Below are 16360 nucleotides of genomic sequence, written 5' to 3' on the forward strand. Positions count from 1 at the left end.
ATTAGCCTCCCGATTGCGCGGCTTGCTTGATGGCTTCGCGAATGCGGCTATAGGTGCCGCAGCGGCAGATATTGCCGGACATCGCGTCATCAATATCGGCATCGGTCGGCTTCGGCGTACTCATCAGCAAGGCTGAGGCCGACATGATTTGCCCAGACTGGCAATAGCCACATTGCGGGACTTCGTGATCGAGCCAGGCCTTCTGAATTTTCTGACCCGCCAGCGTCTTGCCGATCGCTTCGATGGTCGTGATCTTCGAGTCCCCAACACTGTCAACCGACGTGATGCAGGAACGGACGGCGAAGCCGTCGACATGAACAGTACAGGCGCCGCACAGCGCCATGCCGCAACCGAACTTCGTGCCGGTCATGCCGAGCACATCGCGCAGCACCCATAGCAGCGGCGTGTCCCCGTCGACATCGACGGATTGGCGGTTTCCGTTGATCGTGAGTTCGAAAGGCATCAGGACCTCCTCGATAACTACGTTGATTCAGTTTTGACTCGCTGCGCGAACTGCGCGTCATTCCAGTCGTTGAGCGCAATCGGCGGCACTTCGAAGCGATCGCGCGTTTTGGTATACTAGGGGCCTTCCATTCGGCCGATCAGGTCCAGCTTGTTGGCATCGACATATTGGCGTTCCGCATCGATGACCGCCTCATCGCGGACGTGAACCATCACGATCTGGCCAAGCATCAGTCCTTATCGAGCGCGATCTCCTGCATGAATAAACATTCCATCGAACCGGAGCCTGCGCAAGGCCCGGAACAGCAATACGTTCGGATGGCGCGAGGGACAGCCCCGTCTCGGCTGGCTCTTCAACGCCTCTCGGAAAAGCGATGGACGCGACACGCATCTGCTGCGCGAGCGAGAACGGCACCAGATTGACAACAAAACTGCTCGGCTTCCCGGATGTTGGTGCGGGTGTCCGGGCGTGCTATGGATTGCTGACGCTGACGGCGCTGAAAAAATTGTGGGACGGCGTTTCCGGTTATCTCGGATGATGCGATCACATCGCTTGGCCCTTCACGCCGTTCGGCATCCAGGTCACCAGACCGATAACCAAAGTTCATCACCAGGAGTGTAGCGGTCGCTTAACGTGCGCATCCCTTCAGGAAAAGCCGGGCGACGGTCCGCGCGCGCCGTTCGATCTCCTTGTGGCCGGGAACGGCCGCATGACCGAACATCGCCGCGCGCTGCGGCTGGAACGCGAACATGCCGAGCAGCATACCGGCGGTCTCCGCGGCATTGCCGATCTCGATCCGGCCGCGTTCGGCTTGCGTCTTCAGCCAGCCGGCAAGCGTGTTCTCGGTACGCTTGATCGCTTTGTTGTAAAACGTCTCTGCGATCTCGGGAAATTGTTCGCTCTCGCTCAGGACCATTCTTTGCAGCGCGATCACGGTGTCGTCGAGAACCAGTTCGCCGAAAATGACCAGCGCTTCGGTCAACGCGGCCTCGATGTCGCTGCCGTCGCACGCGCGCAACCGGATTCGCGCGGTGAACTGATCGAGGCCATCGGTGATGATCGCCTCGAACAGGGCAGCCTTGTTGGGAATGAGCCGGTAAAGTGTTTTGGTGGACACGCCGGCGCCACGCGCCACGCTCTCCATGCTGGTGGAGGCATATCCGCTGGTATCGAATTCTTCCCGGGCCGCGGCGATGATCACGGCGCGCGTTTCGTCGTCGGAACGCACCTGCGGCCGTCCGCGGCCGCGCCGCACCCTCCCCGTTTCTCCCGGTCTCGTGATCGCCATCGCAAGCCATGCCTTTAAATGATGACTGTCATTCCATTGACAGTCCCAACATGGCCCCTATTTAGGAAAATATCAAGTTTCCTAATTGTGAGGCTCGCCATGAGCACCCAGACAACCGCATTGAAGGCCGTTGAAAATCTTGCCCCGGAACCCACTCAAAAGGCCGTTTCAGCTCCGGAAACAGCCAACCCCGCGGACGCCTCACCCGCAAAGTCCGGGACAAGGGGCCGGGTCCGGCGCGCCCTGATCGCCGGGGCTGCGGTCGCCCTGCTCGCCACCGCCTCCTGGTACGGCTGGGACTACTGGACTGTCGGCCGCTTCCTGGTCTCGACCGATGACGCTTATGTGAAGGCTGACAACACCACGATCGCCCCGAAGGTGTCCGGCTATCTCGATCTGGTTCCGGTCCGTGACAATCAGCAGGTAAAGGCCGGGGATGTCTTGGCGCGGATCGACGACCGCGACTTCAGGGTCGCGCTCGATCAGGCCAAGGCCGATGTCGCTGCCGCGGATGCTGCGGTGGAAAGCAAGCGCGCGCAGCTCGACGTGCAGCAGGCGGTGATCGACGCGGCAGAAGCGACGCTCAATGTCGACATCGCGGCGCGGACCTTCACCGCTCAGGAAAACAAGCGATACAGCGATCTCGCGGCAACAGGCTTTGGCAGCGTGCAGAATGCACAGAGCGCGCAGGCCCGGGACGGCACAGCCATTGCGACCATCGCGCGTGACAAGGCGAACCTGACCTCGGCACAAAAGCAGGTCGAACTGCTCAAGGCCGAACTCGCGCAGGCGATTGCAGCCAATGCACGCGCCAAGGCGCAACAGCGGCAGGCCGAACTCAACCTGTCCTATACAACGATCACCGCTCCGATCAGCGGCGTCGTCGGCAATCGGACCCTTCGTGTCGGACAGTTCGTGCAGGCCGGCACGCAACTGATGTCGCTGGTACCTTCGCACGGCGCTTACATCATCGCGAACTACAAGGAAACGCAGCTCGGCAATGTGCAAGCCGGCCAGCCGGTCGACGTCGAAATCGACATGTTCCCCGGCAAGGCTGTGCATGGCCATGTCGACAGCCTCGCTCCGGCCAGCGGCCAAGAATTCGCACTGCTGCCGCCGGACAACGCCACCGGCAACTTCACCAAGATCGTGCAGCGGATCCCTGTGAAGATCGTCCTCGACAGCGTCGATGTCGACCTGAGGCCCGGCATGTCGGTGATCCCGAGCATCCAGACCAAGGCCACGATCGAGGCCGGCCTGAAGCCCGCGACCCGTCAGTCCGCCAAGTCAGAGCTGGTTTTGAACAGGTGACGTCATGTCCAGCCTCACCCCCTCCGGCTCTGCGCCCCAAGCAACTCCCGCACCGGCTGTCCTAGCCGAACGGGCCAGCGCCACCGTTTGGGTTGCCATCCTCGCCGCCATGATCGGCGCGTTCATGGCGATTCTCAATATCCAGATCACGAATGCCTCGCTGCTGAATATCGAAGGCGGCATCGGCACCGGCGTCGATAACGGATCATGGATCTCGACGTCCTATCTGATCGGCGAGATCGTCGTGATCCCGCTCACCGACTATCTCAGCCGCGTATTCTCCTTCCGCAACATCATGCTGGGTTTTGCCAGCCTGTTTGCGGTTTTCTCCGTGGCCTGTGCGTTCGCCACCGACCTGCCGACGATGATCGCGTTTCGCGCGTTTCAAGGCTTCTTCGGCGGCGTGCTGATTCCCATGGCCTTCACGCTCGTGTTCACCAGGCTGCCGAAGGGACAGCAGCCGATCGGCCTTGCGATGTTCTCGCTCGCGGTAACCTTTGCACCGGCGATCGGCCCCACCATCGGCGGCTATCTCACCGAGAACTACGGCTGGCAAACCATCTTCTTCGTCAATGTCATCCCCACAGCGGTGATGGTGACGACGCTGTATCTCACGCTCGAACCGCAGCCGATGAATCTCGGACTGCTGCGCGAAGGCGACTGGTTCGGCATTGTCACCATGGCCGTCGGCCTCTCGGCGCTGCAATCGGTACTGGAAGAAGGCAACAAGGACGACTGGTTCGGCTCGCCCTTCATCGTCAAGCTGGCCGTTGTAGCCGCCGTCAGCCTGTCGCTGTTCGTCGCCAACGAATTGCTGGTGGAAAAGCCGCTCATCCGTCTGCGCCTGCTCAAGATCCGCAGCTTCGGGCTTGGCACACTTGCCGCGGTCTTCATCGGCTTCGCGCTGTTCGGTTCGATCTATCTGTTGCCGGCCTATCTCGGCCAGGTACAGCGTTACAACGCAGAGCAGATCGGCACGGTGCTAGCATGGACCGGATTGCCGCAACTGCTGCTCATTCCGCTGGTGCCGAAGCTGATGCAGCGCTACGACATCCGCTTCATCGCCTTTGCCGGCACCGCCATCTTCGCCGCGAGTTCTTTCATGAACACGGCGATGTCGCTGGACTATTCGGGCGATCAGCTCTTCGGACCGAACGTCGTTCGCGCCGTCGGTCAGGCACTGCTGCTGACGCCACTCAGCGCGATTTCGCTGGGAAGCGTGGCGCCGCAGGATGCGCCCGCGGCTTCCGGCATTGCCAACATGATGCGCAATCTCGGCGGCGCGGTCGGCACCGCAATGCTTTCGACCATCGTCACCAAGCGCGAGCAGTTTCACTCCAACATTATCGGCCAGTCCGTCGATCTCGGCCGTGAGGAGGTTCGCCAGCGGATCGCAACGATGACCGACTATTTCATGGCGCACGGCATGACCGATCCCGCCGGTGCGCGCCATCAGGCGATCATCGCGCTCGGCAAGACCGTCAAGCAGCAGGCGCTGATCATGGGCTTCAGCGACACATTCGCCGTTGTCGGCCTGGTGCTGGTGCTGGCCGGAATCGCTCTTCTCCTGACTGGCAAGCCGAAGGGCGCCGCTGCCGCCGGCGGGGCTCATTGAGGCTGACTGTAATCCTGAAAGTGATCCATCCAACCAGGTAACACGGAGCATACAATGTCCACGATCCATCTCCATCGCACCACCCGTTTGACGCCCGAGCAGTATGTCGCTGGCCTGACCGATTTCGGACCGGGCCGCTCGAAGCTCTTTGGCAACAGCGCCGACGCGTATCTCAAGGTTCATCATCATGGACGCACCACAGCCGACGTTACCGAAGGTTCAGGCGGTGTCTGGGAACGCCTGCACTATGACTGGTCCGACCCCAACCGCGCGGTCCTGGTAACGACCGACTCCAACGTCTGGGGCGGCGCATCCGGTCATACCTATACCTTCACACGCCGCATCGACGGCGCGACCGACATCGACGTTGTGGTCGTCCGCCAGGGCAAGAACCTCAAAGGCCACCTGCTCGGCTTCGTGCTCGGAACCATCGGAAAGCGCGTCCTGAGCACCGCGTTTGAAAATTCCGTCAAGGCGATCGAAGAGAGAGATCATGCCGATAGGCTACTCGACAGGGCTCATTCAAACGTTGATGCATAAGGAATCGCAGTCGCATCAACACATCACGATGCTGAAGCAAATGGTTGGAAGGCCGCGTGAACGAACTGGAAGGGGCAATGTCGAAAAAGGACGCGATCATTGCGGCACAGGCTGCTGAACTCGAAGCAGCCACGGTCGTATTGCGGGAGAACGGTCTCGCGCAAAATCTCGGAATCTGACGGGCAAGAATTTGCCATGTATCCGCGGATGTATCAGTGATACATCCCTCGTTCCGCAACAACGATTAGCTAATTGTATGATTTCAAGGAGTTATGCGGGAATTGGTAGCGAGAGGCCGATTCACCCGTTCCCCCCCTCACTCGATGGCCCGGTCTTTAGGCTTTTCCGGGCTAGAACGGCCGCTTAACCGAAGCGGCGCCCATTTGCTCCGACAACCGGCTGAGGCCCGAATTCAGTTTAGGCCGCCTAGGCGACACATCGCGGCGGCTTGGAGCCCTATGGCCTGCGAATCCTCGGGGCCGACCGGGTATATGGCTGAACTTCTCACGGGAATCCTATACCTATCGCACAGGCGGTCCGATCGATGGTCGTGTCGCCCACATAGGGGGTGTGCTAGTTGACTGATTCTGCGCTGTTTATATCCGGATCGTTGTTCACGACCGCCTATCTCGTCGATGCGATCAAGTCTACCGAGGCTTACCGTAGGGTCGATGTGGCAGGACTACGTGCGCGACTTGATGAGGTCGCAGCAGCATTTCCGCAGAATCACAAGACGAATGAAAGCCAGACCGAAGACGATTTCATTTGGCCGGTGCTGGCGTCGCTTGGGTGGGCAGATTTTCTTCGTCAACAAAACCTCACCGTGACAGGGCGCGATGACGTGCCGGACGGTCTGCTTTTCGGAGACGCGGCAGCGAAAGCCGCAGCCAATTCGCAGGCCGATCAGTGGCGGCGCTACGCTTACGGGCTTGCGGTCATCGAGAGCAAGCGCTGGGCGCGCCCGCTGGATCGGGCGTCGGGGCGTGATGAAATCACCGCGCCTTCCACCCAGATGTTGCGCTATCTGCGCAGGCTCGATGACTTAACCGGGGGCGCGCTACGTTGGGGAATTCTCACCAACGGCCCGCGCTGGCGTCTCTATTGGGCCGGGGCACGTTCAATTTCTGAAGAGTTTCTGGAAATCGATCTCAGTCGCGTGCTTGGGCTCGACGGCGGCGACCTGTTCGCCGATAGGGCCACCCGCGACCACTGGCTGCGGGTCTTCGCGGTCATGTTCGGGCGCGAAGGATTTCTGCGCGACGACGCAGGCCAACAGTCGTTTCATGATCGCGCCCGCGCCGAAGCCGCTTTTTACGAAGAGCGCGTTGCCGCCAGCCTATCAAAACTGGTGTTCGAATCGGTTTTCCCGAGCCTTGCTATTGCCATCGCCGGCGCCGCACCGGACGCGCCTCTGACCGACGTTCGCGATGCCGCCTTGGTGCTACTCTATCGTTTGCTCTTCCTGCTGTACGCGGAGGACCGCGATCTCTTACCGGTCAGCGACACCCGTTATGACGATTATGCGCTACGCCCCTTGCGACTGGATGTCGGCAGGCGCGTGACCGATGGCGATCCATTCTCCACATCCGCAGCGCGCATTTGGTCGCATATATCCGATCTGTCGCGTATGATCGACAGAGGCGACAGTTCAGTCGGCATTCCGCCATATAACGGCGGCCTGTTTGCCGCAGGCGAAACGCCATTGCTCACAGCCGCTCGAGTTCCGGACAGCGTGATGGCACCGGCGCTCGATGCCTTGTCATACGAACGATCATCCGGAGAGCGCCGTTATATCAATTATCGTGATCTGTCGGTCCAGCAACTGGGGTCGATCTATGAACGGCTGCTCGAATTCGAAATCGTTCGGGATGCTGCCGGTGCACTGACCATCCGGCCCAATCTATCCGCTCGCAAAAATACGGGCAGCTACTACACCCCTGATGAACTGGTTCGACTTATCCTCGACGAAACTCTTGAACCGTTGATCACCGAGCCGCGGCAAACGTTCCGTGCAGCGCTCACCTCGCTCAATCCAAAGGAAACGGAAGAATATCAGCGGCGGGTGCTGCGCGATGCCGACCCGGCCAACGCGATTCTTTCACTCAGGATTTGCGATCCAGCAATGGGATCGGGCCATTTCCTTGTCAGCCTGGTCGACAAGCTGGCCGACCAAGTGCTCGACGCCATGGCGGAAGCCGCCGCGCTCGGTGCCGAATTGCACTATACCTCGCCGCTCGCAGACAAGATCGAAGACATTCGCGCCACCATCCTCAAAAACGCGCGCGCCGCGAAGTGGACAATCGACGAAGAACAACTCGATGATCGCCACATCGTCCGTCGTATGGTCCTCAAGCGCTGCGTCTATGGCGTGGATAAGAATCCGATGGCGGTTGAACTCGCCAAGGTAGCGCTGTGGTTGCACACCTTCACCGTCGGCGCTCCGCTTTCATTCATCGACCACCATCTTCATACTGGTGACAGCTTGTTCGGTCTGTGGGTGCGTGACGCCATCGATAAGGCCGCCTTGGGCGGGGAGCTTTTTTACAATGAGGCGCTCCGCAATGCGCAGCGATCCGCCGAAGCGATGAAAACCATTGAGGCGCTCACTGATGTCGAGATCGCCGAGGCGCATCGGTCAGCAGCGATGTATGCCGACGTGGAATTGATGACCGGCGAACTCGATGGGTTCGTCAGCTTCATTCATGCGCTCGACTGGCTCGCCCTGAAAGCCAAGGAGGAGAAGGCGCTCGTCCGCCTCTGGCTCGACGGACGGTTTGGCGATCCCATTCCCATCGCGCGTGGCAGGAAAGCTCCCGAAGCCGGGATGGCAAAGCCGGAGGAAGTCGCGGCGTTCACCGTGATCTGGGAGCGGGCACGCGCGCTGATCGCCGAGGAACGCTTCCTGAACTGGCAGATCAGCTTTCCCGGCGTATGGGACAACTGGTCGAGCAAGGGCCGCGACGGCGGGTTCGATGCCGTCGTAGGCAATCCGCCGTGGGACCGGATCAAGCTTCAACAGGTCGAATGGTTCGCCGCGCGACGACCTGAAATCGCGTTAGCACCCAGGGCGACAGACCGAAACAAGATGATCGCTAAGCTCAAGAGTGGCGGCGATCCGCTGTGGAACGATTTCGCTCACGCCGACGCGCGGGCGGCGGATACAGCGCGGATGGCTAGAAAGTCGGGCCACTATCCGTTGCTATCCGGAGGCGACACCAACCTGAATTCGCTTTTCGTCGAGCGCGCCCATGCATTGGTAAAGCCCAACGGCATGGTCGGGTTGCTAATCCCTTCAGGCATTGCGTCGGATCAGAGTTCGTCGGCCTTTTTCCGGAAGGTAACAGGCGATAAGCAGGTGCATTGCATCATCGACTTCTTTAACCGCCGCTATGACGGCACCCTGTTCTTTCCCGATGTCTACTATCGCTTCAAGTTCTGCGCTTATGTCGCGGGCGGCCCCAACAGAAAGTTCGAAAGCGCTTCCTATGGATTCTTCATCCGTGATGTGGCCGAAATCGATGATCCGGACCGCGTTTTCCCCGTCACGGCTGACGAGATCGGCCGGATCAATCCTAACAGCGGAACCGCACCCATTTTCCGCTCGCGCCGCGACAAGGAAATAACTTCGGCAATCTATGCCCGCCTGCCGGTCTTGGTGGATCGTGTATCAGGCGAAAACAAAGCCGTTTGGCCGGTTCGGTATGTTCGAATGTTGGATATGGCGAACGACAGCGGACGATTTCGCACACGAAGTGAACTCGAAGGCGACGAAGGCGCGTGGTCTGTTGGCGGCAATCGTTTCCAGTCAGCGGCGGGGGACTGGGTGCCGCTCTACGAAGGCAAGATGGTGCAGGCGTTTGATCACCGAGCCTCGGATATCGTGCTAGCCGAAGCCAACATCTTTCGATCTGGGCAGGGAGCCGACTTGAGCGACGAAGATCATCGCGATCCGGAGCGGCAACCCACCCCCCGCTACTGGGTCCGGTCATCGGAAACAGGTTGGGATGCGCCGACCGATTGGTGTGTGTCGCTCAAGGACGTTACGTCAGTGACGAACGCGCGGACCACGATCAGCGCCATCATTCCACGTTTCGGTGCAGGCCATACGTTGCCGGTGTTGTTACCCGTCAAAGGCGATGGCGGACCCAGCTATGGAGAGTTTGCGCCGCTGGTGCTGGCCAATCTCAATTGCATCATTCTCGACTATCTGGCGCGGCAAAAGGTCCACGGCAATCATCTGGCGTGGTATCTTCTGGAGCAGCTCCCTGTCGTCCCGCCTACTGAATACGCCCGGATGTTCGGCCCCAAATCCGCCGCCGAAATCATCCGCGAAGCGGTGTTGGAATTGAGCTATACCGCTCACGATCTTGCCCCGTTCGCGCGTGACCTCGGCCATGTCGATGCTGCTGGTGACGTGCGATCGCCCTTCGCCTGGGACCAAGATCGGCGTCTAGTGCTGCGAGCCAAGCTCGATGCCCTCTACTTCATCCTCTACGGCGTGTTCGATCCGGCCGATCCAGCGCAAAGCCGCGACGATATTTGTTACATCTATTCGACCTTCCCCATCGTCGAACGTGAAGAAACCGAGAAATGGGGCACCTATCGCAGTCGCGACTTGTGCCTCGCATGGATCAACGCTCTCATGGCCGGGCGGCCCGAGGCGAATGTGGTGGGATAGCCTCGCCTGGAGGCGATTAATTCTTCCGTGTTTGGCTGCGAAGGCATTCGACGGCAGCGGATATCGCAGCGTCATCGGGTTGTGCTGTTCCCCATTCTGACCAAAAATCACGGGTGGCGCTATCCGGAGGGATCTTTGGAGCATCAAGTTTGATGCGAGAGGGCAGGAGCACGGCGTCTCCTAAAAGGAGAGCCTCGCCGGTATCCAGGAGCGGGAGAATACTCGTTAAACCCGCCAATGAGTCAGGCATTAGCCGCTTGATCACACTCTGGTCGGTTTCGTTGGTCAGGCGCAGAGCCAAAAAATTGTTACATTGGCTCAGAATGGTTCGACTGACGTCCGACGGGCGCTGGCTGACAACCAACAGCGAAAAGCCATACTTCCGGCCTTCCTTAGCTATTCTTTCAAACGTTCCCAACGCTTGCCTTTGTACTGCATCAGCGTCATCGCGAACGGGCAAATATAGATGCGCTTCATCGCAAAGGAGTGTAACTGGAGTCCGCTTTTTGCTGCCCATCCAGAATTGTACGTCATACAACAGACGCGCAAGAGTGCCGGTAACAACCGGAAGCACATCGGATGGGACCTCCGAAAAATCAATAATTTTGATGCCAGAGCCGCCGCCAGAATGAAGCAGCCTGACCACTTGCTGAGCCAGCCAATCGTACTTTGCGGAGCCTGACGGAGGAGAGAACATAAAGCCGTACCGCCGGTCGTCCAGCTTTGCCTCTAGGCGAGCAAGAAAACGCGTTAGCTTATCTTCCCATTCGCCTTTAACGGGCCCCGTCTTGCCAACACCCTTCGTGGTGTTGTCGGACGCAAGTAAACCGAGGAGACTTTTCAAGTCGTAAGGGATTGGAGAATCGACGGTAAAAGTCTTTTTGACATCGACTTTGCTCTCCGTGTCTAGCGTTTGACCTTTGAGATTCCTAACGTGCATCGTAAACCGAGACGCTTGGTTCGGAGCGTTTTGATCACTGCGATCAAGGATCATCGACAACATTTCGTCGCGATTTAAGAGCCAATACGGAAGAAAGAGCACATCGTTGGCGGGCTTCTCGAGGTCCCCCGGACCAGCAATACGAAACCGCTCCGCAAACCCGCCAGCGGACTTATCCGCGAGGGGTGCATATTCACCATGCATATCAAACACAATGATGTTGGGAAATTTGAGCTTTGCTGCTCGCTCAAGAATTAGCGCAACTGCCCAACTTTTGCCCGAACCGGTGCTGCCTAGGATCGCGGCGTGACGTTGAAAAAACTTGTCGCCGCTTGCAATAGCGTCCGCCGATCGATCCGCGACAAACGCACCGAGCTTGAGCCGCTCGTCCTCTGCAAACCCAGCTCCAAGAATCCCCATAAACCTTTGTAGGTTGGGGCCCTCGATTACAAAACATTCACGGTCAATTTGAGGGAAGCTATCGGCGCCACGTTTAAACGTGTTAGCCTTGGCGCCCTCTATGGTTCTGAAGGTGCCGATCAACACCCCTTGCAACACGTCGGTAGGAACCGTAGCCAGGAAGACTCCATCATCCCCATGGTCGGTCGCTGGCGGCAATTCATCCCTTGTGCTGCGCGTTACCCGCTCCGTCATTGCTATCAGATATTCTCGCTCCGTCGCGCCACGAATCGCAATCAATTGACCGATCCCGATGCGCGTGAGCAGCAGCGAGTTGGCGACATCGACAGCGACGTGACTTGTATCGACGGATGCAACTCTTCCAAGTTTATCTTGATCGGAAAATTGAAGCGCAGCTTCGGTCATGGTTCGAGTACCTCGGATATAAAAGTTTCGAGTTCCCAAAGTGGAAGGTCCTCGATGAAGAATTCCGACTTGTTCATAAATACCGAAGCTCCGGGTTTCCCAGAAACCAGGGCATGCTGGATAGCGATAACATTAGGACATTCGCTTGCCAGTTTAAGAGCATTCGCAGATAGGGTTTGGGTCAGAAGAAGTGCTGGCACGCCGCTACGGATGCGGGGCGTTAAGTGGGTTTCCAGATGATCATCATTGAATCCATAGCCGACAACAAGAAACCGGCTGGCGCGATCAATGGACGAATTCGCGCGCTCCCGGTGTCGATCAAACGGACTCTCATAGCCGTTACGGAATTTGTTCAAGCCCGGCGTTATTATGAGACGTTGCAATGGAAGATCACCAGCATATCGGACGGGTTTCCCATCTCTGTGATACCAGTCGAGACTGCCGTGTGGCTTGAACACGTTTACACGTGGCCTATATCGCCATTGGACTTGTCGTCCGCGCAAATTCACCTCGCGGCAGAAGCTTAGACGACTCTCTTGTTCGTTTAAGCTGCCAGCGAAATGGCCAACGAACATGGTGTCCACGCCCAAGCCCGCCTCTTCCGCAGCGATTTCAATCAAACGATCATAGTTAGTAGTCACAACCGGTAGCCCCGACTCCGGCTTGAGAAGGTGCGGCAGCAGACGTGTGAAACGCAACGTTCTTGTTTTGGCAAAAACCTGTGCAACAATCGCTTGCTCTCGAAGTGCCATGATCTCTGCGGTGCGCGCCACAATTGCCGTTTCAAGGCCCGGCGTGGGCGCTATCTCAAGTAAGGCCGCTTCTAGCCCTTTGGCGGCGACAACGGGCGCCAAAGTTGACCACCGGTTTGCATCGTCTGGTTCAAGGCCACTTCCCAACGTTGATTGTAGATGGCTTGCGAGTGCGGCCATGCCGGGAAGACCCTCTGCACAAGAAAGGCCGGATCCAACGATCGTAACCAGTCCATCGCTGAAATGACGCTGCAACATCAATTTGAGTTCGTGTAATTCCACGCAACGTCCCCCCGGGGGCTAACAAAACTGCCCCGCGAATCTCCCCACATCAATCTAGAAGGGAAACTGCAAATCCCTGCAACTTAATAGTTAGATCAGCGCGAATCGAGCCCGCTTCCGGGTGGGAAAGCGGATCAAAGTCATGCAGTGATGCTGTGGCCCCGCTCAGGCCTCATTGAACAACGGAAACCGACAACCGTGTGTATGCCCAATCGCCGCCCCGACCTCGCGCGATTGCTTCTGAGCTACCAGCGCCGCCGACCACTGATCGGCCGGCCGCTAATTCGTCTGGTTGCTTCAGACCACCAATTCCGCGCCGACGGTGCTGGGGCATCGGCGCGGGCCAACAGCTCTAACGCCGGCCGGCACACTGCCCGACATTGTGTGGATCACCCGGTAAAATTCGGGCTTGCGCGAGGGCCCCAGCGCTTAAAAGGCTCGCAGTGGAAGTGAACTTTTGGTCCCGACTTCGACAGACCGCGCTTGCGCTTAAACCATAGAAGCAACTCTTCGTAATAGAACACGATGGCGCCGCCACCCAGATTGGCCAAGTGTTCCTGGTCAACAAGAAGCTGTTGAATAGTTGTCGCAGCCCAAGGCGCACGCTTCCGCCCTTCCGAGTGGGCGAAATCCACAGAAATAGCCTCGCGTCCGGCAGCGAGGTGAGATACCGCAGGCGCAGATGTCATCCTAAGTGGTGCATTCCATTGAAGCGATTGGTGATCCCTGATGCCAAGGCGGATCAACCGAGAATCGGTGGGCCGCGCGGCCCGTCGGCGCTTGGCAACGCGTCGGCAACACGACGCCGACACTCCGAGAGCTCACCTAGGTATTGACTTTCCGCAACTCCATTACGATGCGAGCAGGGTGTGGAGATTCCTAGACCGCGCCGCCGCCTACAATCCGGCTCGCATGGTCGTCGCGGCGCCACTACTGGCTGCCGCGATCCTCGGCGGCCCCGAGCGATCCACGACCACGATTGCCGGAGAGCGGAGGATAAATGTTCGGGTTTGGAACATTTACCGCCAGCAAAACTCATGGAGATGGGCGTCGATCGGAGCTGTCGGCGAGTTGGCAGCGGGCGGCATCGATATCTGAAGGGCGGTGCGAAACCTCTTCAGGATCGGAGACGGCTAATTCGCGCGGAATACTTTCGGAGATCTTCGTGCGAATATTCTGGGCAGCGTTTTCTGCACTCGAGCATACACAAGCCATCGCACTCGCAGCTACGATTTCATCGGTGAAGCTGGGCAGCCGATCAATTTCGTGGAGGATTGCCGCGGCGCATTTTTGCGCGGGTGATGTCGTCGACGAAGAGCAGCCGTCCCAACGTCTGCTCGTGCTTCGAGCTCGGAGAGGCCGCTAGATCTTGGTCGCGGTCCGCCACTGGGGGAGCTGCCCCACATCGGATGGACCGCTGCCGCCACGATTGCCGGCCTGGCTGCCGAACGTCGGATCGGCTCGGCCGACGTCATCACAGGCATCGTCGGTCGACAGGATATGCTCGCGACTCTCACCAAGTGCGAAGTCCGCCCCAGCCGCATCAATTCGGCGCTTGCCATCCCGACCGATGGAGAACGCCGTCTCCGGAATTTTTTCGGCGTTGATGAGCTTGGTGATGGCTGGCCGCGAGACGCCGCGATGGCGGGCATACTCGGCCTGGGTCAAAAGCTGCATGATGCATCACGCCGCGGCGCGGCCCCGCTCCGCGGCGACCTCCTGAAACGTATGTCCATCGCCCTCGAGGATCGCGACGCCGCCGGTGAATTCCTGCAAGCGCCGAACAGCGACATCGACGTACAGCGGATTGAGCTCCATCGCGAAACAGCACGGCCGGCGATGTGCGCCGCGATGATCCTGCTCCCGGAGCCGTCGAACGGCTCATAGACGGCGTCGCTAACGCGCGAATTGTTCACGATCGGCCGGCGCATACACTTGATGAGCTTCTGGGTTCCATGACCGGTATCGTTTTTGACGTGCTCGATATTCCAGACGTCGAATGCTTTCGCCCCGTCCACTTTGCGGTCTCGCCGTCACGGACCGCGTAGCTCGCAACTTCGTGCTCATCCTCGAACCGTTCATTCTGCCAGGAGTTGTCGCCCTCCTTGGCGGCATAAAAGGCCGGTTCGTGCCGCCAGTGATAGGCACCACGCGAGATTGCAAACCGCGGTTACCCAAATCACCTGCGCGCGAATCTTGAAATCGCAGGCCTCGAGCGATGCCTGGACCGCTGCGCCGTGCAATCCGCCATGCCACACACAGGCAACATTGCCGGGAAAGAGGCGCCAAGCCTCGGTCCAGTCGGCTTTGTCGTCGTGAGGACGGCACCGGTCGCGGTGCCGGCGCCGCCAATGCCAGCCGGGAGGCGCCAGGCCGGATCGTAGCTAACGCCATAGGGTGGATCGGTGACCATCAGGTGGGGCTTTTCGCGGTCCAACAGCGCCGCGACGTCCTCGGCGTCGGTGGATGACCGTTGCGGAGCCGGTGATAGCCGCCTAGCAGCCACGTGTCGCCCAAACGAGAAACCGGGTCCTTCGCGACCGGCTGCACCGCATTAGGCTCGGTGCGCCCCGCTGCCCCGCCGTTGGCGCCTTTGAGCAGCCGCTCGATTTCCTTTTTGGAGAAACCGATGAGGTCGAGCTCGATGGCGCCGGCTTGCTGCAGAAACGCCATCTCGCGGGCGCGCAGCTGGTCGTCCCAAGTGGAATTCAGCGCAGTCCGATTGTCCGCCATGGTGTAGGCGTGGCGGCCGGCCTCGGTGAGATGGCCCAGGACAACGACAGGCACCTCGGTCAGACCGAGAGGTTTCGCCGCGGCTAAGCGACTATGCCCAGCGACGATCACGCTGTCGCCATCGACTAGGATCGAATTGTTGAAGCCGAACGGCTTGATTGGCGCGGCGATCTCGGCGACCTACGCCGGCGAGGGGACGCGCGCGTTTCCCTCGACCGGCAGAATGCCGCTCACCGGTCACTGTTCGATATGCATCGGCTGGAGCTGCAAGGAATGTCCCCTGTTAACCTAGGGGCGTTAACCGCGTTAACCGCGTTAACCTAACTTTTTGATGCCCGGCGCTACCAAAATCCCGAGGTCCGAATTACCCGCGGTGGGCCGTAGTGCCAGAGGGACCCAAGGCCTTCGGTCGCGGTGCGGGCGGCGTTCAGCCGGCGACGAAACGAAAAAGGACCACTCGCGAAGGCAGGTGGTTCAAGTCTAGGTAGGAAACTCCCAAGGAGAGCAGCGACACGCGAGGCGCCATTGCTCAATCTAGCAGGAGAAAGCCCAGCACGCAGCTGGGGCTTCCGGTCTGCACTCCTCCATGCAGTGAGAGCCATCGGAACAAGCCTTCACCGCCCTGACCAGCCTGCTCCTCGAAGTGTTGCCAATGGCCTCGGTGTTGCGAAGGTTCGAGACGTGCGGGCGGCTCGCCCCCTGTCACGCGTGAATGGGATGCTGTTGTGACCTTCTTCGCAGCGGGCAGGAAGTAAACAGATCAATCAGTTTAAGCGGGTGGACAAAAACCTTCTTCCTGTCCGGAACCGGTAACCGTCATCGCCCCAAAGAAGCATTGAGATGGCGCGTCCAATAGTTCTACAGACTACTTGTGTGTGGGCGGCTGGAATAGCCAGAAGACTCATTCTCTCGCGCAGAGCAATAGCAAACGCC

The 16360-nt window shown here is 59.1% G+C and carries 12 protein-coding genes; 5 read left to right on the top strand and 7 right to left on the bottom strand.

The features are described 5' to 3' along the window. Position 1 precedes the first annotated feature (1 nt). Positions 2–463: a (2Fe-2S)-binding protein gene (locus I554_RS0106005; RefSeq protein ID WP_024575947.1), complete on the bottom strand. Its 462-nt coding sequence runs from the start codon at positions 461–463 to the stop codon at positions 2–4. Positions 464–836: 373 nt separating this feature from the next. Here I554_RS0106005 and I554_RS27550 point away from each other — a divergent pair, with 373 nt between their 5' ends. Next, positions 837–1001: a hypothetical protein gene (locus tag I554_RS27550; RefSeq protein ID WP_244432721.1), complete on the top strand. Its 165-nt coding sequence runs from the start codon at positions 837–839 to the stop codon at positions 999–1001. 90 nt (positions 1002–1091) lie between these two features. Here the strand turns inward: I554_RS27550 and I554_RS0106015 are convergent, their stop codons facing one another. Continuing rightward, complete coding sequence (locus I554_RS0106015) at positions 1092–1691, bottom strand: TetR/AcrR family transcriptional regulator (RefSeq protein ID WP_343205868.1); 600 nt, start codon at positions 1689–1691, stop codon at positions 1092–1094. A gap of 159 nt (positions 1692–1850) precedes the next feature. On the opposite strand from I554_RS0106015, the gene I554_RS0106020 reads away from it, so the two are divergent. The 4 genes from I554_RS0106020 (at position 1851) to I554_RS0106040 (ending at position 9895) form a co-directional block, all read left to right on the top strand. Beyond that, on the top strand, positions 1851–3062 hold the full coding sequence (locus I554_RS0106020) for an HlyD family secretion protein (RefSeq protein ID WP_024575945.1): 1212 nt from the start codon (positions 1851–1853) through the stop codon (positions 3060–3062). Between the two features lie 4 nt (positions 3063–3066). Then, positions 3067–4677, top strand: coding sequence for an MDR family MFS transporter (locus I554_RS0106025; RefSeq protein ID WP_024575944.1), 1611 nt, complete (start codon positions 3067–3069; stop codon positions 4675–4677). Between the two features lie 54 nt (positions 4678–4731). After that, positions 4732–5217 carry a hypothetical protein gene (locus I554_RS0106030; protein WP_024575943.1) on the top strand — a complete coding sequence of 162 codons (486 nt, stop codon included), beginning with the start codon at positions 4732–4734 and terminating at the stop codon, positions 5215–5217. A 577-nt stretch (positions 5218–5794) separates the two neighbouring features. Continuing rightward, positions 5795–9895, top strand: coding sequence for a hypothetical protein (locus I554_RS0106040; protein WP_196812812.1), 4101 nt, complete (start codon positions 5795–5797; stop codon positions 9893–9895). Between the two features lie 16 nt (positions 9896–9911). Here I554_RS0106040 and I554_RS0106045 read toward each other — a convergent pair whose 3' ends face one another. From I554_RS0106045 to I554_RS27555, 5 genes are all read right to left on the bottom strand, one after another. After that, on the bottom strand, positions 9912–11660 hold the full coding sequence (locus tag I554_RS0106045) for an ATP-binding protein (protein WP_024575941.1): 1749 nt from the start codon (positions 11658–11660) through the stop codon (positions 9912–9914). Then, positions 11657–12694 carry an SIR2 family protein gene (locus I554_RS0106050; RefSeq protein WP_024575940.1) on the bottom strand — a complete coding sequence of 346 codons (1038 nt, stop codon included), beginning with the start codon at positions 12692–12694 and terminating at the stop codon, positions 11657–11659. The genes I554_RS0106045 and I554_RS0106050 overlap by 4 nt, the downstream gene beginning before the upstream one ends. A gap of 1362 nt (positions 12695–14056) precedes the next feature. After that, a complete protein-coding gene (locus I554_RS0106065) occupies positions 14057–14371 on the bottom strand; it encodes a hypothetical protein (protein WP_024575937.1) in 315 nt (104 codons plus the stop codon). Positions 14372–14377: 6 nt separating this feature from the next. Next, positions 14378–14512, bottom strand: a complete 135-nt coding sequence (locus I554_RS27715) for a hypothetical protein (RefSeq protein ID WP_275451156.1) — start codon at positions 14510–14512, stop codon at positions 14378–14380. Positions 14513–15106: 594 nt separating this feature from the next. Further along, complete coding sequence (locus I554_RS27555; protein WP_275450900.1) at positions 15107–15598, bottom strand: ParB/Srx family N-terminal domain-containing protein; 492 nt, start codon at positions 15596–15598, stop codon at positions 15107–15109. Positions 15599–16360: the final 762 nt, after the last annotated feature.

The organism is Afipia sp. OHSU_II-C1, assembly GCF_000497575.1.
In the GTDB taxonomy this organism is placed as follows: Bacteria; Pseudomonadota; Alphaproteobacteria; order Rhizobiales; family Xanthobacteraceae; genus Afipia.